The sequence below is a fragment of the Bacillus kalamii genome (assembly GCF_047238185.1).
Lineage (GTDB): Bacteria > Bacillota > Bacilli > Bacillales > DSM-1321 > Bacillus_AD.
Map to the genome: position 1 here is coordinate 1,034,967 of NZ_JBDFMI010000001.1, position 25,524 is coordinate 1,060,490.

General features: G+C 40.3%; 28 protein-coding genes. 17 read left to right on the plus strand and 11 right to left on the minus strand.

Translation table 11 applies throughout. The annotated features are described in order from the left end of the window. Positions 1–184 precede the first annotated feature (184 nt). The 4 genes from ABC357_RS05225 (at position 185) to ABC357_RS05240 (ending at position 3,307) form a co-directional block, all read left to right on the plus strand. A complete protein-coding gene (locus ABC357_RS05225) occupies positions 185–487 on the plus strand; it encodes a PTS sugar transporter subunit IIB (RefSeq protein ID WP_412886487.1) in 303 nt (100 codons plus the stop codon). 41 nt (positions 488–528) lie between these two features. Then, a complete protein-coding gene (gene celB, locus ABC357_RS05230) occupies positions 529–1,821 on the plus strand; it encodes a PTS cellobiose transporter subunit IIC (protein ID WP_412886488.1) in 1,293 nt (430 codons plus the stop codon). Between the two features lie 24 nt (positions 1,822–1,845). Beyond that, positions 1,846–2,145, plus strand: a complete 300-nt coding sequence (locus ABC357_RS05235) for a PTS lactose/cellobiose transporter subunit IIA (protein ID WP_412886489.1) — start codon at positions 1,846–1,848, stop codon at positions 2,143–2,145. 73 nt (positions 2,146–2,218) lie between these two features. Further along, a complete protein-coding gene (locus tag ABC357_RS05240) occupies positions 2,219–3,307 on the plus strand; it encodes a DUF871 domain-containing protein (protein ID WP_412886490.1) in 1,089 nt (362 codons plus the stop codon). 111 nt (positions 3,308–3,418) lie between these two features. On the opposite strand, the gene ABC357_RS05245 is transcribed toward ABC357_RS05240, so the two are convergent. After that, entirely contained in the window at positions 3,419–3,808 is a 390-nt protein-coding gene (locus tag ABC357_RS05245; protein ID WP_412886491.1) for a PDZ domain-containing protein, read from the minus strand. A 559-nt stretch (positions 3,809–4,367) separates the two neighbouring features. Here ABC357_RS05245 and ABC357_RS05250 point away from each other — a divergent pair. After that, the gene (locus ABC357_RS05250) at positions 4,368–4,919 is read left to right on the plus strand and encodes a DUF4871 domain-containing protein (RefSeq protein ID WP_412886492.1); all 552 of its coding nucleotides are present in this window, start codon (positions 4,368–4,370) and stop codon (positions 4,917–4,919) included. Between the two features lie 162 nt (positions 4,920–5,081). Here ABC357_RS05250 and ABC357_RS05255 read toward each other — a convergent pair whose 3' ends face one another. Then, on the minus strand, positions 5,082–5,486 hold the full coding sequence (locus tag ABC357_RS05255) for a hypothetical protein (protein WP_412886493.1): 405 nt from the start codon (positions 5,484–5,486) through the stop codon (positions 5,082–5,084). Positions 5,487–5,642: 156 nt separating this feature from the next. Between ABC357_RS05255 and ABC357_RS05260 the strand changes: the two genes are divergently transcribed. The 8 genes from ABC357_RS05260 to ABC357_RS05295 all read left to right on the plus strand — a co-directional run bounded on the left by ABC357_RS05260 (position 5,643) and on the right by ABC357_RS05295 (position 13,444). Further along, positions 5,643–6,809 carry a D-alanyl-D-alanine carboxypeptidase family protein gene (locus ABC357_RS05260; RefSeq protein ID WP_412888581.1) on the plus strand — a complete coding sequence of 389 codons (1,167 nt, stop codon included), beginning with the start codon at positions 5,643–5,645 and terminating at the stop codon, positions 6,807–6,809. Between the two features lie 115 nt (positions 6,810–6,924). After that, positions 6,925–7,275 carry an anti-sigma F factor antagonist gene (spoIIAA, locus tag ABC357_RS05265; protein WP_412886494.1) on the plus strand — a complete coding sequence of 117 codons (351 nt, stop codon included), beginning with the start codon at positions 6,925–6,927 and terminating at the stop codon, positions 7,273–7,275. A 2-nt stretch (positions 7,276–7,277) separates the two neighbouring features. Continuing rightward, positions 7,278–7,715 (plus strand): anti-sigma F factor, encoded by a 438-nt coding sequence (gene spoIIAB / locus ABC357_RS05270; RefSeq protein ID WP_412888582.1) that lies wholly within the window; start codon positions 7,278–7,280, stop codon positions 7,713–7,715. 16 nt (positions 7,716–7,731) lie between these two features. Continuing rightward, positions 7,732–8,490: an RNA polymerase sporulation sigma factor SigF gene (gene sigF / locus ABC357_RS05275; RefSeq protein ID WP_412886495.1), complete on the plus strand. Its 759-nt coding sequence runs from the start codon at positions 7,732–7,734 to the stop codon at positions 8,488–8,490. A 254-nt stretch (positions 8,491–8,744) separates the two neighbouring features. Continuing rightward, the gene (locus tag ABC357_RS05280; protein ID WP_412886496.1) at positions 8,745–10,037 is read left to right on the plus strand and encodes an NCS2 family permease; all 1,293 of its coding nucleotides are present in this window, start codon (positions 8,745–8,747) and stop codon (positions 10,035–10,037) included. A gap of 223 nt (positions 10,038–10,260) precedes the next feature. Further along, positions 10,261–11,397, plus strand: a complete 1,137-nt coding sequence (locus ABC357_RS05285) for a GAF domain-containing sensor histidine kinase (protein ID WP_412886497.1) — start codon at positions 10,261–10,263, stop codon at positions 11,395–11,397. Further along, positions 11,394–12,038, plus strand: a complete 645-nt coding sequence (locus ABC357_RS05290) for a response regulator (protein ID WP_412888583.1) — start codon at positions 11,394–11,396, stop codon at positions 12,036–12,038. The genes ABC357_RS05285 and ABC357_RS05290 overlap by 4 nt, the downstream gene beginning before the upstream one ends. Before the next feature lie 173 nt (positions 12,039–12,211). Next, complete coding sequence (locus tag ABC357_RS05295; protein ID WP_412886498.1) at positions 12,212–13,444, plus strand: MFS transporter; 1,233 nt, start codon at positions 12,212–12,214, stop codon at positions 13,442–13,444. Between the two features lie 46 nt (positions 13,445–13,490). Here ABC357_RS05295 and ABC357_RS05300 read toward each other — a convergent pair whose 3' ends face one another. The 4 genes from ABC357_RS05300 to ABC357_RS05315 are packed head-to-tail and all read right to left on the minus strand — an operon-like array spanning position 13,491 to position 16,051. Further along, on the minus strand, positions 13,491–14,132 hold the full coding sequence (locus ABC357_RS05300) for an ABC-2 transporter permease (RefSeq protein ID WP_412886499.1): 642 nt from the start codon (positions 14,130–14,132) through the stop codon (positions 13,491–13,493). A gap of 3 nt (positions 14,133–14,135) precedes the next feature. After that, on the minus strand, positions 14,136–14,795 hold the full coding sequence (locus ABC357_RS05305) for an ABC-2 transporter permease (RefSeq protein ID WP_412886500.1): 660 nt from the start codon (positions 14,793–14,795) through the stop codon (positions 14,136–14,138). Between the two features lie 12 nt (positions 14,796–14,807). Continuing rightward, positions 14,808–15,674 (minus strand): ATP-binding cassette domain-containing protein, encoded by an 867-nt coding sequence (locus tag ABC357_RS05310; protein ID WP_412886501.1) that lies wholly within the window; start codon positions 15,672–15,674, stop codon positions 14,808–14,810. 2 nt (positions 15,675–15,676) lie between these two features. After that, positions 15,677–16,051, minus strand: coding sequence for a GntR family transcriptional regulator (locus ABC357_RS05315; protein WP_412888584.1), 375 nt, complete (start codon positions 16,049–16,051; stop codon positions 15,677–15,679). 341 nt (positions 16,052–16,392) lie between these two features. Between ABC357_RS05315 and ABC357_RS05320 the strand changes: the two genes are divergently transcribed. Continuing rightward, complete coding sequence (locus ABC357_RS05320; protein WP_412886502.1) at positions 16,393–19,146, plus strand: dynamin family protein; 2,754 nt, start codon at positions 16,393–16,395, stop codon at positions 19,144–19,146. 353 nt (positions 19,147–19,499) lie between these two features. Here the strand turns inward: ABC357_RS05320 and ABC357_RS05325 are convergent, their stop codons facing one another. Further along, entirely contained in the window at positions 19,500–19,670 is a 171-nt protein-coding gene (locus tag ABC357_RS05325; RefSeq protein ID WP_412886503.1) for a hypothetical protein, read from the minus strand. Positions 19,671–19,768: 98 nt separating this feature from the next. Here ABC357_RS05325 and ABC357_RS05330 point away from each other — a divergent pair, with 98 nt between their 5' ends. Continuing rightward, positions 19,769–20,317 carry a GNAT family N-acetyltransferase gene (locus tag ABC357_RS05330; protein WP_412886504.1) on the plus strand — a complete coding sequence of 183 codons (549 nt, stop codon included), beginning with the start codon at positions 19,769–19,771 and terminating at the stop codon, positions 20,315–20,317. A 30-nt stretch (positions 20,318–20,347) separates the two neighbouring features. On the opposite strand, the gene ABC357_RS05335 is transcribed toward ABC357_RS05330, so the two are convergent. Together ABC357_RS05335 and ABC357_RS05340 are read right to left on the minus strand one after the other, a co-directional pair. Next, a complete protein-coding gene (locus ABC357_RS05335) occupies positions 20,348–21,226 on the minus strand; it encodes a LysR family transcriptional regulator (RefSeq protein ID WP_412886505.1) in 879 nt (292 codons plus the stop codon). Between the two features lie 145 nt (positions 21,227–21,371). Continuing rightward, positions 21,372–21,899 carry a hypothetical protein gene (locus tag ABC357_RS05340; RefSeq protein WP_412886506.1) on the minus strand — a complete coding sequence of 176 codons (528 nt, stop codon included), beginning with the start codon at positions 21,897–21,899 and terminating at the stop codon, positions 21,372–21,374. Between the two features lie 234 nt (positions 21,900–22,133). On the opposite strand from ABC357_RS05340, the gene ABC357_RS05345 reads away from it, so the two are divergent. Further along, the gene (locus ABC357_RS05345) at positions 22,134–23,222 is read left to right on the plus strand and encodes a citrate synthase/methylcitrate synthase (protein WP_412886507.1); all 1,089 of its coding nucleotides are present in this window, start codon (positions 22,134–22,136) and stop codon (positions 23,220–23,222) included. Positions 23,223–23,541: 319 nt separating this feature from the next. On the opposite strand, the gene ABC357_RS05350 is transcribed toward ABC357_RS05345, so the two are convergent. After that, positions 23,542–24,885 carry a family 8 glycosyl hydrolase gene (locus ABC357_RS05350; RefSeq protein ID WP_412886508.1) on the minus strand — a complete coding sequence of 448 codons (1,344 nt, stop codon included), beginning with the start codon at positions 24,883–24,885 and terminating at the stop codon, positions 23,542–23,544. 152 nt (positions 24,886–25,037) lie between these two features. Then, complete coding sequence (arfA, locus tag ABC357_RS05355) at positions 25,038–25,199, minus strand: alternative ribosome rescue factor ArfA (protein WP_412886509.1); 162 nt, start codon at positions 25,197–25,199, stop codon at positions 25,038–25,040. A 178-nt stretch (positions 25,200–25,377) separates the two neighbouring features. Here arfA and ABC357_RS05360 point away from each other — a divergent pair, with 178 nt between their 5' ends. Then, positions 25,378–25,500: a hypothetical protein gene (locus tag ABC357_RS05360; RefSeq protein ID WP_412886510.1), complete on the plus strand. Its 123-nt coding sequence runs from the start codon at positions 25,378–25,380 to the stop codon at positions 25,498–25,500. Positions 25,501–25,524 lie beyond the last annotated feature (24 nt).

Below are 25,524 nucleotides of genomic sequence, written 5' to 3' on the forward strand. Positions count from 1 at the left end.
CGATAAGGCGTGGTTTTTATTATGCTTCAAAATAGAGTTAACAAACTATTTTGGTAAAATGAAATCCATTAGTTAAATGTGTCTAAAATGTGAATTTAACGAGAAAACGTTTACTTATCCTTTTTTCTATTGTAAGATATTTTTTGTAAACGTTAACAACTACTTAATTTGGAGGATGAAATAAATGAATATCATGTTAGTTTGTTCAGCAGGAATGTCTACAAGTATGTTAGTGACAAAAATGGAGGAAGCAGCAGCAGCTCAATCATTGGATACAAAAATCTGGGCAATCCCAGAGGCTGAGCTTTCAGAGCAAATCGATAAGTGCGATGTCGTTCTATTGGGGCCTCAAGTTCGTTTCCTTAAATCAAAGGTAGAAGCAGTTGCTACACCTAAAGGTATTCCAGTAGAAGTAATCGATATGATGAACTATGGCGCATTAAATGGAAAAGCTGTTTTAGACCAAGCGCTTAACATGAAAAAATAATAAATAGCAACGACTGACAGCATAATTAGAGGAGAAAAATTATGAATAAATTCATTCAATTTTTAGAAAAATATTTTGTTCCCTTCGCTGGTAAAATCGGTAGTCAAAGACATCTAGTAGCCATCCGTGATGGCTTCGTAGCAATCATGCCACTTATTATCCTTGGTTCATTTGCCACTTTGATTAACAATCTTCCTTTTGAAGGATATCAAAACTTCATGGTTAATGTATTCGGGGAAGGCTGGACGGACCTTGGAGGGAACATCTGGAAAGGATCATTTGCCATCCTGTCGCTGCTCGTTTCAATCGGCATTTCATACAACCTGGCAAAATCCTATAAGGTTGACGGGCTTTCTGCAGCGTTAGTTACATTCGGTGCTTTGATCATCATGACACCAGTTACTGCGACAGAAGGCGGTTTGGATTTCGGTTGGATGGGCGCACAAGGCTTGTTCGTATCCTTGATCGTATCTCTGGTCGCAACGGAAATCTTCCGCTGGTTGATCCAAAAGAACTTTACCATTAAAATGCCGAATGGCGTACCGACGGCGGTTGCACGATCATTTGCCGCATTATTGCCTGCAACTGTAGTTTTCATCATCTTTGCTTTAGTATTCTTGCTATTATCACATGCGGGAACTTCATTGCATTCAATCATTTTTGAAAGTATCCAAAAACCGTTGACAGGTCTTTCTAACACATTGCCGTCAGCGATCATTTTCTCATTGTTGATCCATTTATTATGGTTCTTCGGATTGCACGGTACAAACATCTTAGGACCGATTATGGAAACGATTTATCTTCCGTCCATTGAGAAAAATATTGAAGCGTTCAAATCTGGAATTGATGTTTATAGCGATCAACTAGCAACCATTACAAAGCCGTTCTTTGATGTGTATGTCCACTTAGGTGGAGCAGGGGCGACATTAGCCTTGATCGTAGCCATATTCTTAGTGGCGAAGAGTGCCCAATATAAGAGTATCGGCCGAGTGACTGCGCCAGCCGGACTTTTCAACATCAATGAACCAGTATTATTCGGTGTACCGATTGTATTGAATCCAATCTTGGTTATTCCGTTCGTACTAATTCCAATTGTACTGACATGTACTTCTTTCTTTGCCATCTCCTTGGGACTTGTTCCAAAAACAGTCGCCTTGGTGCCATGGTCCATGCCTCCAATCATTTCCGGTTACCTTGTATCCGGCGGTCATTGGCAAGGGATTGCATTGCAGGTATTTAACTTCTTAGTGGCTGTAGCCCTATACATTCCGTTCGTCAAAGTCCAGGATGATGTGGCGCTGAAAGCCCAAAAAGCACAAGAACAACAGCAATAAGCAGCAAACAGGAGGTTTCGCATAATGGAAACAATCATCATGAATATTATCCTTCATAGCGGCAATGCAAGAAGCTTAGCTATGGAAGCAATTAAAGAAGCTAAGGAAGGGAACTTCGAGTTGGCTGAAAAGCACATTGAAGAAGCCACACAAGCCTTAGGCCAGGCGCACCGTTCACAAACGGATTTGATCCAAGGGGAAGCGCGCGGGGAAAAATCCGAAATCAGCATTTTGTTGATTCATGCTCAAGATCATTTAATGACAGCTATGTCTGTAAAAGATCTTGCTGCAGAAATGGTAGAACTATACAAAAGAGTTGCTTAAATGTAAAATTTAAGAAGGCGAAGGGTTCATTCTTCGCCTTTTTTAAATAGAAATTAAAATAGGAGAGTGTGCCATGAGAAAATTGGGGATTTCCATTTATCCGGAGCATAGTACGAGAGAAAAGGACAAAGCGTATATTTCATTAGCGGCCAAATATGGCTTCAAACGTATTTTTACTTGCTTGTTATCCGTTACAGGAGATAAGGAAGAAATCATTGAAGAGTTCACAGACATTATTTCACACGCCAACAAGGAAGGGATGGAAGTCATTTTTGATGTGGCTCCCCATGTATTTCCGGCAATCGGCGCTTCATATGACGACTTAAGCGTTTTCGCTAAAATGGGAGCGGTAGGAATCCGATTGGATGAAGGTTTTGGCGGACAAAAAGAAGCGCTTATGACCCACAATCCGCATGGCCTAAAAATAGAAATCAATATTTCCAGCGGTACGAAATATGTGGAGCAAATCCTCAGCTATGGCCCGAATACGGACAATCTGATCGGCTGCCACAACTTTTATCCTCAGGAATATACAGGTTTATCTTATGCCCATTTCATCGAGACAACTGAGTTATTCAAAAAACACAATATCCGCACTGCTGCATTCGTTTCTTCCAAGGATGCCACATTCGGCCCTTGGCCGGTGAATGACGGATTATGCACGTTGGAGCAGCACCGTAAGCTGCCGATTGTCACACAAGCCAAGCATCTGTTTGCCACAAATCTGATCGATGACGTTTTGATCGGAAATGCATATGCTTCTGAAGAGGAATTAAAGCAATTGAGTTCCATTAACCCGAATAAATTGGCTTTCCGCGTCAAAACGAACAAAGAAACATCCGATTTAGAAAAAATCATTATTGAAAAAGAAGTCCACTTCAACCGGGGGGATGTATCCGATTATCTGATCCGCTCCACTCAAAGCCGGGTCAAATATAAAGCGGAATCCTTCCCTAACCACGATGCAATCGATATCCAAAAGGGAGATGTATTGGTCGGAAACAATGATTTCGGTCAATACAAAGGGGAACTGCAAATCGCCCGCCTTCCGATGAAAAACGACGGCCGCAAAAATATAGTCGGACAGATCGTTGAGGAAGAAGTGTTCCTATTGGATTACATCAAGCCTTGGGATTATTTTGAAATGAAAATAGAAGAATAAAAAAGTACACGGCTCTACTTATGGGCCGTGTTTTTCCATTTTTGATTTTCTCTAAAGCTTCCCGATTCTCAGCAATAAGCATTTGAATCGGCTTTTCCTCGGCAAAATCTGTTATTTTGATATAAGCAGTTTCATTGTTATGTGTTTAAAGATGTGACATGGCTTATACGGTTGCACCTCATAGTGAGAAAGAGAAAGCTCGAATAGCCTTTCCTCTCTTTCTACGCATACCATCTTTGACCTGCGAATAATAGAATCCCATTCTTGGCGTTCAGGTAATTCTTCCTTCAAGTTTTTCCGGTAGCGGACAGCTAACTTTGTAATATCTTCGCCATCTATTTGCACAATTTTATCTCCTGCTGTGAGGCGATTATCTTGTGGCGATTCCGTGACATATAAGCCATTATGATAACGCCTAACAGAAAAACCTACATATGGGCGATATGAGTTTTTAGAAGTAAACCATAATTGTCTCTTCGAAGGCTTGATCACCCATATCATTAGAGATCACATAACGTTCAGGGTGATTCAAATGCTTATTATCTATGTAACCTGCATAATCTCTTCCCGTCATTTTTGGATATCTTTAAAAATGTGCTCTTTCGTAGCCATCGTTTTTCCTCCCTTTTTAAAAATTCATTTGTATTTTCTCCTTCATTTAAGAACCGTTGGTGAAATAAATCATCCCCATTCTCTATTAGACTGCTCGAAGAAAATAAATGGATCGGCTTATCTTGCTATCATGAAGGTGGTTTATAAAAAAGAGTGGTACTTATTATGAATCTATTTCTGCGAAAAAAACAGAAATCCTTCCTCTTTTGGCAGTGCACGCTATTCTATCGTTTTATCGCCAGATACACCAGCGCTTCTTTTAACCGTATATGTAACGGAAAAAAGAAGGCAGGTTAAAGAATAAGGCTGCCATTTTACATGTCTTTTATTGAGAAAGAGTACATAAAAAATCATCTTGACTGAGAGTTGATTCATAATAAAATTATGGAAAAATATGTTAAAATCAAGACAGTGCATCTCTTAATTACTATAGATTAAAGGAGGAAAAATGAAAGTTCACATTTCTTTCATCTTATTTTTTTCATTATGTATATTTTTGATGATTGGCTGCGTGTCTGAAAAAGAAGTGGAACAGGGGATTGATAAAGATAAAACTAAAGCGATTGCACAAAAGGATTCAAATGATATGCCTAGTTTTGTGAAAGCAGCTGCTTTTGTACATATTGATTGGAATAAAAGCGTTACGAAAATCGGCTCGAATGGTGTTAGCGATATTATGGGCAATCCAAACAAAGTGGGCTATATAGGTCCAGATTTAACGGCAGGGAAAACAAATAAGTGGCTATGGCATTTCTGGGGCAAAACAAAAGGAGAGGTAACCGTTGTAGCTTATCATAAAGAAACGGGTACTAAAACATCCATTTTCAAGAACGCTGACATTTCTAACTGGACCATGTCACTCAGCTTCAGTGAGATTAACGGAGCAGATTCAAGCATGGCTTCTAATGTCATGCTGCCAAAAGCAGGTGTATGGGCGTTGCTTGTGTATGTTGATGAAACGTTATTTGATACGCTAATCATTAAAGTAAAAGAAGAGTAAATCCTTTACTGAATAAGAAAATCAAACGAGCTAGGAGATCGTATCCAAGCTCGTTTTTATTATGGATCGATGGTTAATTAAAAGGAATTAAAAAAGATGCAATCTGCCTTTTTCCTATTTGCGCAAGTAAATGGAACACCTTAAGTGTAGAGCGTTTTATGTTCATTCCGCATGTACAAATTTGTACAGCGGCGCTAGTGTATCCCATATTTTCCGGTCTATATCTTTTTCTGATTCACCAATATCAATAATATCGGTATGTTTCAAAATAAAATCGAGTGGCGCCTGCAAAAATTCAGGAAGCGGATATTGTTTTAAGAAAGAAGCCATTTTATCCGGAAAAACATGTCCGTATATTTCCAATGCAACGGAATAATCGCTAATGGCAATTTCTCTGCCATACTGGCTGTGAAATTTCTTCTTTGTTTGAACGGCAATGTCCATTGCTCCGTCATGTTTAAGAATCGTCCTGACAAGCGGGGCATCATTGATAATATGTATGGCATGTTCCGAAAGGAAATATTGGATTCTCTCTCCTTTAATCCTAATTTCTGCCCATGATTCCATGATTATAACCTCCTTTTTCTTATATATACCCGTTATTTTCCCAAAAGAGCTGTTTTGAATAAATAAATTGGGCTTATCCATAATTGGTATTCTTTGTATAAAAATAAATCTTTTGGAAAAGATACATCTATATAGATAGGAGGGTTTGGCTTGAAAATTAAGCAGATTATAGGGATATTGACCATTTTTCTTTTTGCGGGAGGTTTCGTTGCACAGCCTGGTTATGCAGCTAAGAGTGATGTAAAGCTGGCTGAAGAGGCGAAATCGGCTATCTTAATTGAAAGAGATACAGGCGAAATCCTCTATGGAAAAAATGAACACCAGCGCTTGTCGCCTGCTAGCATGACGAAAATAATGACCATGTTACTCATTATGGAAGCAATCGATAAAGGAAAATTAAGCTGGAACGAAAATATCAGAACAAGTGAATACGCTGCTTCAATGGGTGGATCACAAATTTTCCTTGAGCCTGGGGAAGAGATGACGACGAGTCAGATGCTGAAGGGAATCGCTATCGGATCCGGTAATGATGCTTCAGTGGCTATGGCTGAACGGTTGGCAGGTTCAGAGGAAGCGTTTGTCAAAAAGATGAACCAAAAAGTGAAGCAATTAGGATTGAAAGATACGCATTTTGTAAACGCAACAGGATTGCCTGCCAAGAACCACTACAGCTCGGCATATGATATGGCTATGATGGGCAGGGAGCTTCTTAAATACAGTGAGATTACCAAATACACAGGCACCTACGAAGCTTATTTAAGAGAAAAGACAAAGAAGCAGTTTTGGCTGGTGAACACGAACAGATTGGTTAAGTTCTATCCCGGAGTGGACGGCCTGAAAACCGGCTTCACGAATGAAGCTAAATATTGTCTGACTGCAACTGCCAAAAAAGGCGATATGCGGGTTGTGGCAACTGTATTCGGAGCACAAAATCCAAAGTCGAGAAATGCACAAGTGACACAGATGCTTGATTATGCATTCTCCCAATATCAAACGCATCCTTTGTATAAAAAGGATCAGAAATTGAAAGATATTATGATCTCAAAAGGCACTGAGAAGACGGTTTCAGCCGTAACGAGCGAGCCGATTTCAATCCTGACGAAAAAAGGCGAAGACATTAAGAAATATAAAGTGACAGTCAAAACAAAAGAAAAAGTCCCGTCTCCTGTTAAGAAAGGTGATGTAATCGGGACACTGAATATTGTTAAATCAGGTAAAACCATAGTAACTTCACCTATCGTAGCTGCTGAATCGGTAGACCAGGCAAGCTGGTGGCAATTGTTCAAAAAGTCCATGGGTATGTTCACACATGGCGGGAAATAACTCGAATCGTGAAAAAGTTTTGCGAAATGGCACTAGTTTTGTCATGGTGAAGGACTTCCTATCTGCTGTATAGAATTCTTGCTGTACAGAATGAGGAAGGGAGCTGTATTGATAAGTGAGCCTTACAGTGAATATGGAAACAAGAGGAAATGTGCTTTGTATACGATTAGGGGGAGAATTGGACCATCATTATGCCGAGAGCCTGAAGGAAGAAGCCTCTCGTACAATTGAGAAGAACCATATTACTCATATTGTTCTAAACCTGGCAGATTTGACGTTTATGGACAGCTCTGGGCTTGGAGTCATCCTCGGCCGCTATAAACAAATAAAACAGCATAAAGGAGAAATGATCGTCTGTGCGATTTCACCCGCTGTCAAACGGTTATTTGAAATGTCAGGTTTATTTAAAATCATTCAAGAAGAGGCATCCGAAAATGTAGCTTTAGAAAGATTGGGGGTTGCTTGATGATGAAAAACTCAATGACATTACAATTTTCAGCACAAAGCCAAAATGAATCTTTTGCCCGTGTAACAGTTGCTGCCTTCATCGCCCAGCTGGACCCGACCCTGGATGAGTTGACTGAGATTAAAACTGTCATTTCAGAAGCGGTTACAAACAGTATTATCCATGGATATAACAATGATCCGGATGGCATCGTCACGATTGAAGCTGCCATTGAAGACCAAGTGGTGGAAATTACCATCAAGGATGAAGGCGATGGGATCGATGACATCGAAGAAGCTAGGCAGCCATTGTTTACGACTAAGCCTGAAATGGAACGCTCAGGAATGGGATTCACCATTATGGAAAACTTCATGGATGAGCTTGATATTGTGTCCCATAGAGGCGAAGGAACGATTATCCGTTTAAAAAAACATGTGGCAAAGAGCAAGAGCTTTGTGTGAATAAGGAGACATGCGTATGGACGTAGAGGTCAAACACAATAAGAATAGTGCTCAATTGAAGGATAAGGATGTTAAGGACTTAATTAAGCGCAGCCAAGATGGAGATCAAGAGGCTAGAGATTCTATTGTTAGTGGCAACTTACGGCTTGTATGGTCCGTAGTCCAACGTTTTCTGAACAGGGGATACGAACCCGATGATTTATACCAGATCGGCTGTATTGGACTTTTGAAATCGGTCGACAAGTTCGATCTTTCCTTTGATGTCAAATTTTCCACCTATGCTGTACCGATGATCATTGGTGAAATCCAGCGTTTTTTAAGGGATGACGGGACTGTAAAGGTCAGCAGATCCATTAAAGAGCAAGGAAATAAAATCCGGCGTGCCAAGGAAGAACTGTCCAAGGTATATGGCCGTACCCCTACAGTCAATGAGATTGCGGATTATTTGACATTGACACCAGAGGAAGTCGTTTTTGCACAGGAAGCGAGCAGGCAACCGGCATCCATTCATGAAACAGTCTATGAAAACGATGGAGATCCTATAACTCTCCTCGACCAAATTGCCGACCAAAGCGAAAATCAATGGTTCGATAAGATGGCTTTGAAGGACGCGATAGAAGAATTGGAAGAACGGGAAAAACTCATTGTTTATTTGCGTTATTTCAAAGACCAAACGCAATCCGAGGTAGCTGAAAGGCTCAGTATTTCCCAGGTGCAGGTATCGAGGCTGGAGAAGAAAATCCTCCAGCAAATCAAAGTCCGTATGAATGATTAATTCATATGGGCTTTTTTTCGATACATACAAAGTTCGTCATGCTGGATCAATGGCCATTGTCCCTATTAGGGATATATTGGAATGATAAGAATAAAAAAAGCGTTTCCAAATGAAAATAGGTTATTTTTTTCTATAAAACTGATAATTTCCTCTTGCTATTTAACCTAAAAACGAATAATATAAAAAACGTTCGTTAAAAACATTCGTTATTTCTTCGGCTGGAAGATTTGACGACTACTTCGGAGGGTTACACATTGCTAGACAAATTTTTCAGTATTAAACAACATGGATCAACAGTGAAAACAGAGGTTGTAGCAGGGATTACAACGTTCTTCACAATGGTTTATATAATTTTCGTCAATCCCGCTATCCTTTCTTCGGTGGGCGTTCCATTTGATCAAGTGTTTATGGCAACCATCATTGCTGCTGTAACAGGTACCTTGATTATGGGGCTGCTAGCCAAGTATCCGGTAGCTGTAGCGCCAGGAATGGGGTTGAATGCATACTTTGCTACGGTTGTAGCATCGCAAGGTTTAAGCTATCAAACGGTTTTCGGCGCCATTTTTGTGGCTGGTCTTATCTTTATTCTTATGAGTGTCAGCAACTTACGGCAAATGATTCTGGAAGCTATCCCTTCCACTTTGAAATATGGAATAACATCAGGTATCGGATTATTCATTGCTTTTCTGGGCTTCAAACAATCGGGCATCATTGTCGCGAATGAATCCACGATGATTGCGATCGGCGATTTAACTGCACCAGTAACCATTCTGTCCATCGTAGGCTTGTTTGTTACATTGATATTGATGGTACGCCGTGTACAAGGGGCATTATTCATCGGAATGGCCATTACAGCTATTATCGGAGGATTTTGTGGAATGCTCGAATTCACTGGCTTTGTCAGCCTTCCACCTGCTCCTGTCTTCTTTGACCTTGATATTGCAGGCGTGTTTACCAATGGTTTGTATGCTGTCATTTTCGCGTTCTTATTAGTGACGATCTTTGATACAACCGGTACTTTAGTGGCGGTGACAGAACAAGCAGGATTGATGGAAAACGGCAAGATACCGCGTGCGAAGAAAGCTTTCCTGGGTGATTCCCTTGCGACTACAATCGGCTCCATGTTCGGAACGAGCCCATCTACTGCATATGTAGAGTCGACTACTGGCGTTACAGCGGGCGGACGTACAGGTTTGACTTCTGTGGTTGTAGCCGGGCTGTTTATTGTATCGATGTTCTTCTCGCCAATCATCGCCACGATTTCTAATCTACCTGCGATTACAGCGCCGGTACTGATTATTGTCGGCTGCTTCATGATGGAAGGTCTGTCAAAAATCAACTGGCCATCATTCGATGATGCATTTCCGGCATTCGTGACCATTCTTGCGATGCCTCTGACATCAAGCATCTCGACTGGTATTGCCTTTGGCTTTATCACATATCCTATTTTGAAATTGGCTGGCGGCAAAGGGAAACAAGTACATCCAATCATTTATATTTTCGGAGTGCTTTTCCTGATTCAGTTAGTCTTTTTCCCGGCACATTAATATTGTTGCAACCATCCGGCTACATGCTGGATGGTTTTTTAAATCTTATTTGTGTTTGCAAGGGAAATCTCTTTTATTTTCCCCTAACATCCAACGGGAAAATGGGCATTTTCTCTCGGTAGTAGATTGGATAATAGTATAGTGATTTGGATGGCAAAGGAAAATGGGATACAATGATTGGAGGGTAAAGTGGATATAAATGTATATAAAATGAGGGATGAGGATGGATGAACAGGCACAACGCCTTAAGCAGGCAATCCTTTATAAGGAAATCGCCCAAACGTTGAATAAGGGTATGGAGAAACAGGATATTTTACAAAAGGTCCTAGGTAAAGTTCTGGAGATGACAGGCTTCCATTCTGGTTGGATTTTTTTGCGGAATAGGGAAGGCACACTTTCATTATATGCAGACAGGCAGCTTCCTCCTGCCTTGCTGAGTGGAAAAAAGAAGGCAATGTGTTCTCAGGATTGCTATTGCATCGAACGGTTTCATGATGGAAGGCTAAGTAAGGCATTGAATGTCGTAAATTGTAAAAGGCTTGAGCAATCTATTCAAAATAAGGAAGAAACGAATGGATTGACCCATCACGCGTCTGTTGCTTTACGATCAGAGGATGAGTTATTCGGAATTCTGAATATTGCATCGAAAGGCGAGCGGTACTTTCAAAAAGCTGAATTGGAACAGCTTGAAGCAATCGCTTTGCTTATAGGCAATACGTTAAAGAGAATCCAATTGACAGAGGAATGGCGGGAAAGAGCGATTTTTGAGGAACGTTACCGATTATCGGGCGATTTGCATGATTCGGTCAATCAACTTCTGTTTTCTATCAATCTACTTGCAAAAGCCGGCGGGGGCATGGAACGGAGGGAGGATTTAAGAGCTACGCTGGCTGATATACAGGGAATTGCACAAGTGGCTCAAGAAGAAATGAAAGAATTGGTTTGGCATTTGCGTACTCCTATCCTGGAGAGAGGAGTTTTGCCAGCTCTCAAGCATTATGGAAGAACGATTGGTGTGGATGTCACGGGATTCACTAGCGGTGAAAACCAATTAAACAATGATATCCAGAAGACACTGTTCCGAATAGGGCAAGAAGGGATTAATAATGTAAAGAAGCATTCCGGTACACAATCCGTTGATGTAGGGCTATCCATTAAAAATGGGCAGGCAGTCATGAATCTGAGCGATAATGGATGCGGTTTTGATCCGAAGCTGATTAATTATAAGGAATCGATTGGTATAGAGAACATAAAACATCGGGCCAGCCGGCTCAACGGGAAAGCCGAATTTTTTTCACGAGTAGGAGAAGGGACAACCTTGTCTGTCTGGATACCGATGGAAGGAAGTGAATGTCCATGATCACTATTGTGATAGTAGATGACCATCCTATTGTAAGAAAGGGCTTATCTGTGTTTTTACAGAGTATAAGGGATATGGAGGTTATCGGGGAAGCATCCGGTGGAAGAGAGGCAATCGTGATGGCATCGGAACTGAAGCCTGATGTCATTGTCATGGATGTGACCATGTCTGATTTAGATGGAATTGAAGCGACCAAGCAGATAAAAAGCATGCAACCGCAAGTGAAGGTGTTGATTCTTACTAGCTATGGAGAGAAGGATTTTGTCATACCGGCATTGGAGTCGGGGGCGGACGGTTATTTATTGAAGGAAAATGATCCGTCAGCGATTGCGAATGCAGTGAGAGGATTATCGAATGGCGATCAGATGCTCGATACAAAAGTGACCAACCATGTGTTTTCCCTTATGAAAGGAAAACAGATTCCAATAAAAGGAAATGACAATGAAGCCTTGACGAAGCGCGAAAGGGAAGTGCTTGCTGAAATCGCAAAAGGAAAGAACAATAAAGAAATTGCATCAGCTTTATACATAACAGAAAAAACAGTTAAAACGCATGTTTCAAACATATTGGGAAAATTGAATGTGCAGGATCGGACACAAGCAGCCATATATGCTTTGACGAACAAGAAGGATGCTCTTTAACAGACTCTACGACTATTGGAGTAGAAGAGCTAGCGATTATTCCCTCCTTTAGGCTGTGAAAAATCATAGTGCAGCCTGATTTCGAGTGCTGGCGAGGCTTCTATAATAGTAGTCAGGGAGGGAAGAAATATGGAACATACTATTGAGTTGCATGGTACTTCACTGATAGGGATTTGAATGGATTATGGAAAGACAAGCGATTTCTGTTGTTGGCAGGTGCAAATATCGCATCGGCCATCGGTTCTGGCATTACGATGATCAGTATCCCATGGATGCTGATCTCCGAGAAGCAAGGTAATGAAATATATGGTTATGTGATGCTCGCCATTACTGTAATCAGCTTTTTTGTCACACCGATTGTCGGGAAAGTAGTTGACCTGTTTTCCAGGAAGAAGCTGCTCATGTACGGAGAACTTGCCGGGATACTCATTATTGGCTCTTTTGTTGTCATGGGCTGGTTAGGAATCGAATACACGACTTGGCATTATATAGTGATTATCTTTAGTGGAAGCCTATATAATACCCTTTTTTACCCGGCAATTTTTGCTTTTATACAAGAAACCTTTCATAAAGATATGTATAAGTCCCTGAATGGGGCGATGGAAGTCCAAGGACAGTTTTCGAGCATGGTTGCAGGTGCTGTGGGCAGTGTTTTAATAACAGCCTGGCCTTTGGACGCTATTTTGCTGATGGATGCCATTACCTATGGGGTCGCTTTTTGCCTCTTGATAAGTATTCCCTATCAGAAGCGCATAGTTATGGCAAATAGGGAAAGGGCCTCTTTAAAGGAAGGCTTTACTTTTTTGCACAAAACACCGATTTTATTTTTCTTTTTGTTCGCATCCTACATGCCTTTCATCGGTGTAATGGTGACGAACTATCTTTTTCCGATTTATCTTCAGAAGGTGCTGCATGCTGGGGCATGGGCATACGGAATGGAAGGAATGATTTATAGTGTTGGTGCAGTGGCAGCGGGACTATTCATTCCAATCGCAATTAAAAAGTATAGCGAAGAAAAGATAATGGTCATGGGGGTAAGCTGTTCCTTTTTGGCTCTTGCTGCCATTCTGTTTTCAAATCTACCCATTTATTTGTGTCTCATGTTTTTTATTGCGCTAGGGAATGCAGGAACAAGGGTAGCACGAAATACTTACATGATGAAAAAAGTGCCCAACCATATTATGGGCAGAGTAGACAGTGTTTTCCGTTTATACGGGCTGTTGGTCAGAATGATGTTGATTGCTTTGTTCACAAAGCTAGTATCACTAGGAATCATTGTTCTCTGTACAGTAATATTAAGTTGTATGATGCTGGCGGCCTCGATCAGCATGTTGATGCTTTTCGGAAAAATGGAGAAAGGCATTGAGAAGGAGGATTTGCATGCTGCCGTGGATGCCTCTTCATAAAAAATGGCTGACCGAGTATATCGGGTCAGCCATTTTGGGTACCTAATCAAAATTCCCGTTTTTCCATGATCCTAAAAGAAAAGGCCATTGATGCTAAATAGGCAATCAAGCACAAAGAGATCTCAATCAACAGTAACACTGGTGCTGAAGTTGCCTGAATCAGCGTAAGAACCGGTTGAAATACATTTGATTGCATGTGCAGGAAGAAGCTTAGGACAACTAGTATGATGAAGGCACTGTTCACATAACGGATGTTTTTGTAGCCAAAAAGATAATAAACTGGCAATAAGATAGAAAGCATCAAGATAAGCATAGTTATGCTATACATAATGACAGTGGGTGAAATATGGCTGCTTTGCTTGAAAACGGTATATGAAATGGCTGTAATGAAAGTAGCGACCAGCAATGACAGCAGTAAAAACAAGAGTGCAACTACATACTTTGCCATAACGATATTTTTTCTTTTTACCGGAAGTGAAAGGAGCAACAAATCTGACTGATTCATTTCATCATAACCAATACTTCCGAAAACCATTGAATTGACACCTAATAAACAGCAAACCGTAAATGTTGCTTCGATTGATAGCCCTAAATAGAGATAGAGGCAGCTTATTACAATCATGCTTACCAACGTTTGGATAACGGATCGACTTTGTATTTTGAAGTCCTTAGAGATTAGATGGACCATATCTTAGACACCTCGCTTTATTCTTGATGAAAAAATAGATAAGGATAGAAAGAAACTGCCTATATAGAGAAGAAGGCAAACTGTTACAATCAGGATGGTGGACATAGCCATGCCGATTCGATCGAAGAATTCTGCCATAATTGCGAGCTTATCCTTTTTGATGAAAGCGGGGGCCAGGGTTGAAATGATAATGGCAATCATAGTCAGGTATTGGATGCCCCGTCTGCCGAATACAAAAAATAAAGGAAAAGCAGCAGCTAGAATAATCAAAGTCATGGAACCAGTAATGCCCAATCCAAAAAGAAAAGAACCTCCTGTTAATCCGGTTAGATGTATGCCTATCTTATCGAAAAACCAGATGGAAATGGATATCATGGCCCAGTTCGCCACTGTGATGGCAATCACTTCTATGTATCTAGACAGCAGGTATTGCTGTTTTGTGACGGGCAACGACAATACAAAGGGAACAGAGCGTTCTTCTTGTGAACCTAGCAGTTCACCGAAAATAAACATAAAGAAAAGAACAAGCTGGCTGACAATATAGATGGCAACGGGCGCGGCACTGAAGAGCATGGCGCCCAATGCCCAAACGATATCGATAACGGAGATGATCAATATCGTTTTTCGATAAAGATAAAAATCCATTAAGAATAACATTTTCATAGCAAGTCCTCCTTATGTGTATATTTTCCCCTTGGTTGTATAATACATAATGTCCTCTAACGAAGGAGTTTCAAAAATAACTTCGGAACCGAAATAAAAACGGGCTTCCTCAGCTTGATCGGAAAGGCCAACAAAACCATAGGGGTTCTTTTCCAATCCGACAAACAGATTCCGTGCCTCGGCATCCAGCAATTTGTCATCCCCTTTAACCAGAACATAAGCAGATTCAAGCTTGTGTTTTTCATCACTAAAAAGAATTCGCCCATCCTTTATATAGGTAATATAATCTGCGATATTTTCCAAATCAGTCGTAACATGAGTTGAAAATAGAACGGATACGTCCTCTGTAGATACTACTTCCTGAAGGACATGCAGTACATCTCTTCGTATGATTGGATCCAATCCGGCAGTCGGTTCGTCCATAATGATTAATTTAGCGTGATGGCTAAGAGCTAGAGTAATATTTAATTGCATCTTCATTCCCTTTGAAAATGTTTTGATCTTTTGCTTGGTTGGAAGTTTGAAGCGGTTGATATACATGTTGAATGCTTCTTCATCCCATTCATCATAAAAGGGCGCTATAATTTTTTTCATTGTATCAATGTTTAAATGCTCATAAAAATGGCTCTCATCAAATACAAAACCGATTTTTTGCTTCGTTTCTACCGTTTTCTCCAGCACGGAATCTCCATAAACCAAAATGTCGCCGCTATCAGGCTTGATGAGATTGATGATCATTTTTAAGGTAGTGCTTTTTCCGGCGCCGTTAGCACCGATTAATCCCATAATATATCCTTGCGGCAAGGTGAAGCTAATGTCGGTCAAGGAGAATTCCCCCAGTGTTTTCTGCACGTTTTGTATATTTAGCGCTGATGTCATGTTTATTCCTCCTCATATAAAAGGTCTAGCAACTTAACGATTTCATCTCTCGAAAATCCGATTTCTTCTGCAATCGTAATGCTTTTCAGTAACTGGTCTTGCAGATCCTGCAGTTTTTTTTCTCTCAGGAGCTCGGTGTTTTGCTGTGCGATATAGGACCCTTTGCCTGGGACCGTGTTGATATATCCGTCTCTCTCTAATTCCTCGTATGCGCGTTTTGTCGTAATGACACTAATTTGCAAATCCTTGGCCAAATTCCTGATAGATGGGAGCTGTTCTCCTTCAACAAGTGTGCCGTTCATAATTTGTGTCTTGATCTGTGCGGCGATTTGTTCATAGATGGAAAGCCCGACAGTATTTGAAATAATGATTTTCACATAAACACCTCTGTGTATCTTCTGTATATATATGATATATACAGTATGTACGGAACGGATTATTTTGTCAAGCATCCATATGACCCCTAGTGATGATAGCGCTTTAGAAAGGGTTTATTCTTGGTTGATTCTTTTTAAGAATAGTTCCTTTTATTCTAGTATTTGCTCTTATTACAGCTTTTATGGAGGTTGTTGTCGAAATGATAGGAAATTGAAAAGCGTATGCGTCAAAAGTTTGTTAAAATAGATATATAGGGTATACATTTTAACAAGCGCTTCAAGAAGAATACGCTTGAGTACATAAAGTTATATTTTCAAATAAATATAATAAGGAGACTACTATGACGATCGAGAACCATTTAAGTAAAAAAACATATTATGAATCGCTTTTATCGGAACAACCGATAAAAGAACCTGTCGAAGCATTGGGGAAAATGTTCCAACAAGAAAATTCGAAGGATATGGCGGATTTATCGTATATTCGTTTTGCGCAGGGCGAGGTTTATTTTCTTTATCAGGATTATGAAACAGCCGTTTTTAAATGGGATAATATCTCAAATGAATTGGAGCCTTGGGCACAGAAAAATGTTGGAGATGCCTATTTCGAACTAGGCTTGTTCTCGGATGCGATTGAAAGGTATAAATCGATTAAGACAGACCAATTGATTCTGCAAACGGAAATCGCTTTGAAACTGTTTGAAATCTATATAGAAGAAAAAAATCAGGATAAGGCAGTTTACTATATAAAAGAAGCTGTTTCCATCAACCCCGATTATCAGCAAATCACGGAAGTGGCACGTGCCTTTTTTGAACAAAAGAAAGATTGGCCAAATGCCATTGAACTTGCTGTCAATGAAGCGGTGCGGACAGAATCGGCCGCTTGGTTCGATACGTTGCACACATATATAAAAGAAGGATATACCCAAGAAATGTCGCCGGATTATTTCTCCTACGCCTTGCAAGTGCTTTATGGCATTGATGGTAAACGATTCGAGGAAATGGCTGTATCGCTTTGGAACACATATCATGACGGTCCTTTCTATTTACAATGGATTATCAGCTTTGACCAGCTTTTACGCGGGCTGGATGTCAAACAATCAAAGCATTGGAAGCAATTATCTGAGTTATACCAGTCAGCATTCATGGAGTTGGCAGACGGCCGTTTTGAGCTGAAGGACATTCAGGATGTCATCCCTGAGCTGCTGATGAATTGGGCTGCCATTACGAATGAGGCAAAGGCGTTGGCGTCCTATTCAGCACTGCTCGCTTGGAATGAATTCTTCCCGGGCAGTATCCAAACAAGCGATGCTCAGAAAGCAGAAACGAATATATGGGATTGTGAGCAAAACCCCAGCCTTTTGGAAGACAGCTTGAATCTGTTCGATTCACTTGTGCGCTGGGCCAGCAAGAACGATGTGGAAGTAAGTGCTAAACTGCGCTGGTTTGTGGAAGAAATACTCGATTTGGATAAACAGAATATTCTTGTTGCCGGTGTGAATGAAACCGGAAAATCTTCATTTATCAATACGATATTGAAGACGCCTCTTTTTGAGGGTGCAACAAAAAATACGGTTCGCATCAAGGCGGGTATTACTCCGCAAGTGACGTTTGTCTCCGATAAAGATCTGCATTCTGAAATCGACACGCCCGATGTGCTGAATGTTTTGAATCCGGAAGAGGGCACGAAACCTAAATCATTGACAGATGTGGCCATCCCGTCCGATATTTTGGCGGAGAACCATATTGCTCTAATAGACACTCCAGGATTTAGAGGACGAAAAGATGAACAGGAAGTGATTGAATTCTTGCCGCTTGCCGATTGTCTGTTATTTGTGTTGGATGCGGAGGATCCATTTACGGATCAGGAACGCGATATTCTGTTAAAGATGACAGAACAATCGCCGCATCTCCCAGTTGCATTTGTCATCACAAAACTCGATGCCATCTACAATAAAAAAGAAGCTAAGCGCATCGTCGATGAAACATATGCGCGCATTGTGGAATACGTCCCGAATACAGAAGTGATAGCATTTTCTTCCAAATATGATATTGAAGGACAGGATGAAGCGATCCAATCATTATTCCGCAAGGTTTCGTCAACTGACAGCAGGCTGGAAAAGAGAGCAGGCAAAATGCTGCAGGTCATCCGTAAAACGATCACCTTCTTATTGGAAAGCCGTGTAGAGAAGAAAAACAAATATAAGCAGGGTATTGCCTGGAATCAGGATATGGTCAAAAAACTAAATGCATCGATTGCAGAAATCCATGAAATGCAAAGTGATAAAAGTGATAAAATATCTCGGGATTATCATTCGATCAAAGAAGATATGAAGGCAACCATGATAAGGGATATACCAAGAATGCTTAAAGGCTGCTCTTCCTTATTAAGCGAAGACAGTGACTTCAGGAAAGTCCACATTCAGCTGAATAATGAAATGAACATTAAAATCCAGACATATATCGAACAGGATATTTTACCGAAGTTCCACCGTTCATTGGAAGAATGGATTCAGCACTCAAATGCTGAACTCATTTCGGCCAAGCAAAATCTGGATGATATGGCTCAAAGTTTGAATGCTTTGTATGGGGAAAAGAAGGTTTCGTTCCAGTATGATTTCCGCATCCTTGATGACTGGCAGCGCGATATGCACCGGATGACAAGCGGTGTCAGATTAGAGAATGAAAATATTCTACTGCGCCATACTCCGCAGCAATTCATTTTGAAAAGCGCAGGAAAGCTATTCAATGTATTGGCGCAAAATAAAACAATGCTGTATAACCAATACAAGAAATTTATTGAAAGTGAGAGTTATGTTGAAACGACCAATAATATCGTGTCCAAATTCATGCTTGCTTTCGATGTGTTTGAACAAGCCATTGAAAGGGATTTACACCTGTTCTTCCACCCGCCAGTGGAAGCCTTGGAAGACCGTGTGGAAGAAGCCCATGAACAAATCAGTGAAAAAGAAGAATTGTTGGCGATCATGAAAGAAAATCCGGAAGTATACCATGATGCAGTCCGATTATTTGAAGTTCGATTGCGCCAATATGAATGGATGATGAGCGCAGTGGGTAAAATCGCATATACAGCCTGAAATAGCGCTGGAAGAAAGGACTGGAGCTAAAGCTTCCAGTCCTTTTTGCAACAGTAAGCTATTTATTTTACTGGAAATTGTAAAATAACGGCGGGGTACATTCACTATTCGATTCGCATCGTATGCTTCCTATACGTACTTGTGAAAAAACCTATTTTCCAGGAAGTTTTCTGCTATTCTGCTTAAAATCCAAATCCATTAGAATAAGCGATATGCTTAGACTGATGACCGATAAAATCAATGAAATAAGAACATACATAAATTGGGCAATGAGAAAGTATGAAAGAATCATAACCAGCATGGCCCATAATCCTATGATATAATGCTTCTTCGCTTTTCCTGATAGAAATAAATTATTGCAACGAAATCAGGTTTGGCATTAAGATGATCAGTAAAGCGATAAGCCCGTCGAGCGAAAAAAAATCCCTGCTTGCAAAAAGGGAGACCAATGCGACTGGGAACGCTGCCATGTTCAAGGCAATCAGGGCCATAGCCCAAATGATATATTGTATTGGCTTCGACATCAAGCATACTCCTCAATGGTTGTTATTAGTATCATACCGTAAAACGGAGAGGGAAAGATTGATTTTGCTATTATAATATAGAAAGGGTAGGTGCCGATATGAGCGATGAACATATATTATTCGAGAGAGATGGACTAATGGTCAGACATTTGGAAAAAGAGGATATTCCCTATATGGCTAAATGGCTTTCCGATCCTGAACTACTGGAGTTCTATGAAGGAAGAGACAATCCATTTAATGAAGAAAGAATTTTGAAAGTCTTTTATGAAGAAGTAAAAGGGCGAAAAGACAGCTGTCTTATTCTATACGATGGGTTACCTGTCGGTTATTTCCAGTGTTACCCAATAAATAGAGAAGAAAGAGCGGCATATGGATACAGTGGAAGCGATGGCATAATCTATGGGATGGATCAATTCATTGGAGAAGGAGATTACCGGGATCGCGGTATCGGCCAAATGCTTGTAAAGGCCGCCATCGACTTTTTGAAAGAAAAAAAGGGAGCGGTGAAAGTAGTGCTGGATCCACAAATCCGTAACCAAAGAGCTGTCGCCTGTTATTATAAATGCGGGTTTCGGATCGTGAAAGAGCTTCACGGGCATGAATGGCACGAGGGGAAATATGAGGATTGCTATGTAATGGAAGTATAATAGGAAGAGAGCGATGTCATCGCTCTCTTTTTATAGTCTATACTGTTCGATAAACGTCATAAAATCTGTCTGGATCCGATGCTTATGCTTCATATGCGCATAAAAATGTGCCTGTGGCAAATGAATGGCAGTATCAGGTACCTCTAACAACCTGCCTTCTAGCAACTCGCGGCGGACGGTCGAAATGGGCAAAAAGGAGACCCCTAGCCCTTCAGCAATAAAGCGTTTTGTAATATGTATCTGGGAAACCGTCATAAAACGGACACCGGGATAGCGGCTTTTCACATTCCGTTTGATAATCTCCCAATAAACGGGATGGTTGTCCGTAATTAAAATGGAGTTCATCAAAATTTCTTCTTCATCCAAAGGAGGGGCACTTTCTTCATCGAAGCCGTCATGGGGGATAATTAGCCTAATATCGCTGCTGAACAATAATTCGCTATAGAGGCCGGCATGGCCGCTATGTATACAAGATAGCCCCATATCTATTCTGTCATTGAGGACGGCGTCTTCCATTTCCTTCGATTCCAGTACCTGAACAGATACCTCGATATAAGGGTGCGTTGCCATAAACTGTTTTAAAACAAATGGCAGTATGGTATCGGCAAAGACAGGCGATATGGCCAGAGAAAAGGCTGATGTATAGCCCTGGCTGAAAGAATGCAAATCGGTCAATCCTTGCCGATACACATCCAATAATTGCTCAGCATGCGTTATATATCGTTTTCCTTCTTCCGTTAAAGTAACTTTTCTTCCCTCTCTTTTGAACAGGGGGGTGCCTAGTTCTTTCTCCAGGTTATGAATGTGGACAGTAACGGAAGGTTGAGAGATAAATAATAATTCAGCCGTCTTTCGGAAATTTCCGCATTTGGCGGCTGTTAAAAAGGTATGAAGCCAACTAAACTCCATTTATGTTCCCTCCAATAGAACCTACTCATAATGGCAATCCGACATAATAGAATAGTATATTTATAATTGACCGAATTGTCCATTATTTAATCAAAGGAAATGATGTTTGGCTTTCCTGAACAAAATTGGATTTTTAAGGATTTTGTCAAAAAGAACTGTTTTCTTCAATAACTCTTTGAACGTTCATTTTTAATGGCGGAAAAGTAATGCGGTCACCGTTTTTTGTCTGGAATTCCATTTGGAAAAAAAGATGATCATGCATATTTTTCCTATCTTTTGCCCAGAGCAGTTTTTTTCCTGCGATGGTAGGGTTTGTTCCGTTCAACATGGATGCAAGTTGTTTTTTATTGGAACTGTCCACCTCATTCAACATATGGCTTTCGTTCCAAAAGCTGTTATTCTTTTTATTTGGAAATGAGATATAAAGCTTAGTATTTGCCCTTTCCAGTTCTTTTACTGCTTCCCCTTTGTATTGGAAATTCCCTCCGTAGATGATTTGCTTATAAGGTGTAATGGCAATGATGCCATCTTGCACGGACATTAGGCTATTGCTGCCACTGAATGAATAGATTTGCAGCCCATCATCCAATTTGATTTGGTGGAATGTAATGTAAAGGATTAAAAATAGGTTGCCAATGGCTAAAAGGCTAACGATTATATACCACTTTTTCATGAGATCCCTCCTTTACGATCAGGGCATTCAGGTTTGTACATTCTGAATGCCCGTATATCATTATAGTAGAAGAAAATGAATTATATGTAAATAAATGGAGGCAATGATCATATCCCTTTTTAAAAGTTTATATTAATTGATTAATATTATTAAATGATTAGTTGAAATATATTTAATTTTATTAATTTTAAATATTTTGTAAACTGAACAATAAGAAGAAAAGGGGTGTTGAACATGTTTCATCGCGGTTTGAAAGGGATTGTAGCTGCTGAAACGGCCATAAGCTTTATCGATGGAAAAAAAGGGGAACTGATTTATAGGGGATATGACATGCTTACATTGGCTGAGGGTAAGTCGTTTGAAGAAGTAGCTTACTTATTATGGACTTCCCATTTTCCCAACAATCATGAGCTGGCATGGCTAAAAAAAGAATTAATCAATAGTAGGAATCTGCCGGATTATATGGTGAATATGCTTAAAGAGCTTCCAATGGATATGGATGAAATGAGTGTTCTTCGAACTGTCATATCAGCTTCCGGAACCAGTTGGTACGCTTGGAAGCCGAACATTGAGCAAGCGGTCAAGCTAACGGCAATGATACCGGCCATTATTGCTTTCCGCAGCCGTATCTTGGATGGGGTAGAACCTGTTTTGCCAAATGAAGAGTTTGGCCATGTAGAAAACTATTTATTCATGCTTACGGGAAAGGCACCTGATGCCGTACAGGTCAGAGCGTTGGAAATGTATATGATCCTTACAATGGAGCATGGGATGAATGCTTCAACATTTGCAGCAAGGGTGACGGCTTCCACCGAATCAGATTTGGTGTCGGCCATCACATCAGCAATTGGCACCATGAAGGGGCCGTTGCATGGAGGGGCGCCATCCGGAGTCATTGATTTATTGAATGAGATATATGAAAGTGGATCTGCAGAAGCTATTATTTCCGGGAAGCTGGAAAGAGGGGAACGGATCATGGGATTCGGCCACCGTGTTTATAAAACGGTTGACCCAAGGGCCAGAGCCTTAAAGCGGGTACTTACCTCTTACAGCGGTGAGGATGAATGGCTGGATCTTGCAATGGAAACTGAAGAAAAGGCCATAGAGATACTGAAAGAAGCTAAGCCGGGCAGAGAATTATATACAAATGTCGAATTTTATGCGGCAGCCATAATGAAAACACTCTCCATGAAAAGCACCTTATTTACACCTACCTTTTCTGCTGCTCGAATTGTCGGATGGACTGCACACGTATTGGAGCAGTCAGAAGATAATGCCCTCTTCCGGCCGGAAGCAACTTATGTCGGAAAAAAGGTTAAATAAACCTCTGCTTGTCATAAAAGGTAGGTGTCCTACGATTAAGAGCATATATACTGCTCACACAAAAATTATTGAAATAACAGGGCGAATACATTTACTTCCTAATAAAAGTATTACTCGCATTGATAGTACATTTTTAGACGGGGGCCCATCGTACGTTCAGCACAAAGGGAGCTACCTGAAGTTGTTTCCTGCCGCTAGAATCAGTAGGCCTGCATATACACAGCTTCAAGTTCTTGAAACGCTCGGCCAAACCTATTTTTTGGAAAACCCCACAGTTAAACTTCACAACTGTGGGGTTTGTATTGGCTTAGCAAGTAGATCAATTTGGACTCCACCAATTACCGGAGACAATAATCATACATAATATACGTATACTGTTATCGAAATAGGCATTTTCAGAAGTCGGCGATTGGACAGTATAATCCCATAAAGCATTCAGCCACGATTGATTTCCGGATTGGAGCATCGCACTTACTGCAAATGGGGCGGTGAATGCAATGCTGTTATAGTTTTCCAGTGGTTGCCCATTTAGCTCATAGCCGGCCATGATTTTGCTTGGATTGTTGCTGGCTTTCTGTTTGATCCATGTATTGAGTTTATTTAATTGATTATTGGCGGAAGTATTTCCATTTATAATAAAATCCATCGAGATTCTCCAAGGTACTCTTGAGGAGTTCCAGCTATATTTGCCGTCGTTTTCTGATTCAAGGTAATAAGGGGCTGCAGGCTGGTATTTTCCATTCTTTTTGATATTGAAATCTGGCAATAAACCAGTATTCGGACTGTAGGCCTGGTATACGGAGTTGATGATATTGGATGTTTTATCTTTGACTTTTTGCCAATTGGAATCTCCTGATACATTTCGGAACACATTTAAATGTTCAAGCATGAAGTCAGATGAACGAGTTCCTGTTCCATATTTAGTATCAGTGTCGCTTGCCCAATCACCCAGCTTCAATATCCATTCAGAGTGGTGCACTTCTTTTGACATAATGGCTTTCATCACTTTTTTAGCTTCATTCAAATAATGGATGCCAGTACTGCTGCCCCATTGTTTATCCGCCAGGAGTAAGGCATAGGCAATATCCATGTCACCGTCTGTTGCCGCATCATCTCCTCCGTCAGGATTGGTAATGATATTTCCGGAAGAGTTCTTTACTTGCTGCCAAGCCATCAAAGACGGATCGATAGAGCTGGGATGATCTTTATAGAAGCGATATAATCCATCAAAATAGGTCTTTGCATCTGAATCATAGCCAGCCATTAATGCTGTTGTTAGCATACCGTAGCCATGCCCTTCAGAACTGGAAACGGCGTTGGCTGGTTCTGAATAATTTTCGAGGTTGTAATATACATAGTAACGGTCAGGCTTATTAGGGTCTTTTTTTAAATAGCGGTTTTTCCATTCTCCATATAAACGTTTCACTTCTTGATCCATTTTGGATTGGGTCACATGGTTTGGTTTAATTGTACCTGCAAAGTATTTGGTATGCTGAGGGAAAGGCTTATTGGCGGCAGTAGCCTGTGGAGAAATGGTTTCATTTGTTCCTTCTGCGTTGCTAGTTGTGATTTGCATTGCTTCACTGCTTTCAAAAGGAATTAAACTGACTAAAAGCAGTGAAAACAGTAAGGATAATACAGTCTTTCTTTTCTTCATCGACATTTCATCACTCCGATTCATTTGATAGCAATCATGTAAGGATGTTTGTGCACAAACAAAAAGAACAGCCTAATTCAAAAGGAGTCCTTAATAAAATACATGTAAGCGAAGTCTGTTTTATGACAATAATTATCAATTATTGTTGTGCTTGCCATTCAAATAAAAAAAGGCTCCTGATCGCTGAAGTGTTTGCTTCGCTTGCGATTGTAGGAGCCTTTTCCTTTTCGGTTTTTTACGATTCTGGTTGAAGCATCGAATGACCATGTCCTTCTGCTGTTTGTCATTTCTCCAATTGTTTTTGCTTTTTTCTTTTTCATCGGTGATTACCTACCTTCATAAAAGTTTTACACATATAGTATACGTGAAAGTAGAACAAATCCATACAGCTATTTTATTTTTATTTACTTAATTTTACAAATTTTGTGTTAGTATGGAGAATATACCGTATCAGAGGAGTTTAGATATATAAATACATATAAAAAGGTGGAAAATGATATGGAACGGATCGATTATTCACCGATTGACCTCATTATTCAAAAAAGGCTCCATTATTTAAAATTCATCCTTTTGTTTATCTTTTTCCTTTTATTTATCGGACTATGCTTAGCTTTTATGTAAATACGAAGTCAAATGGTGATGTGA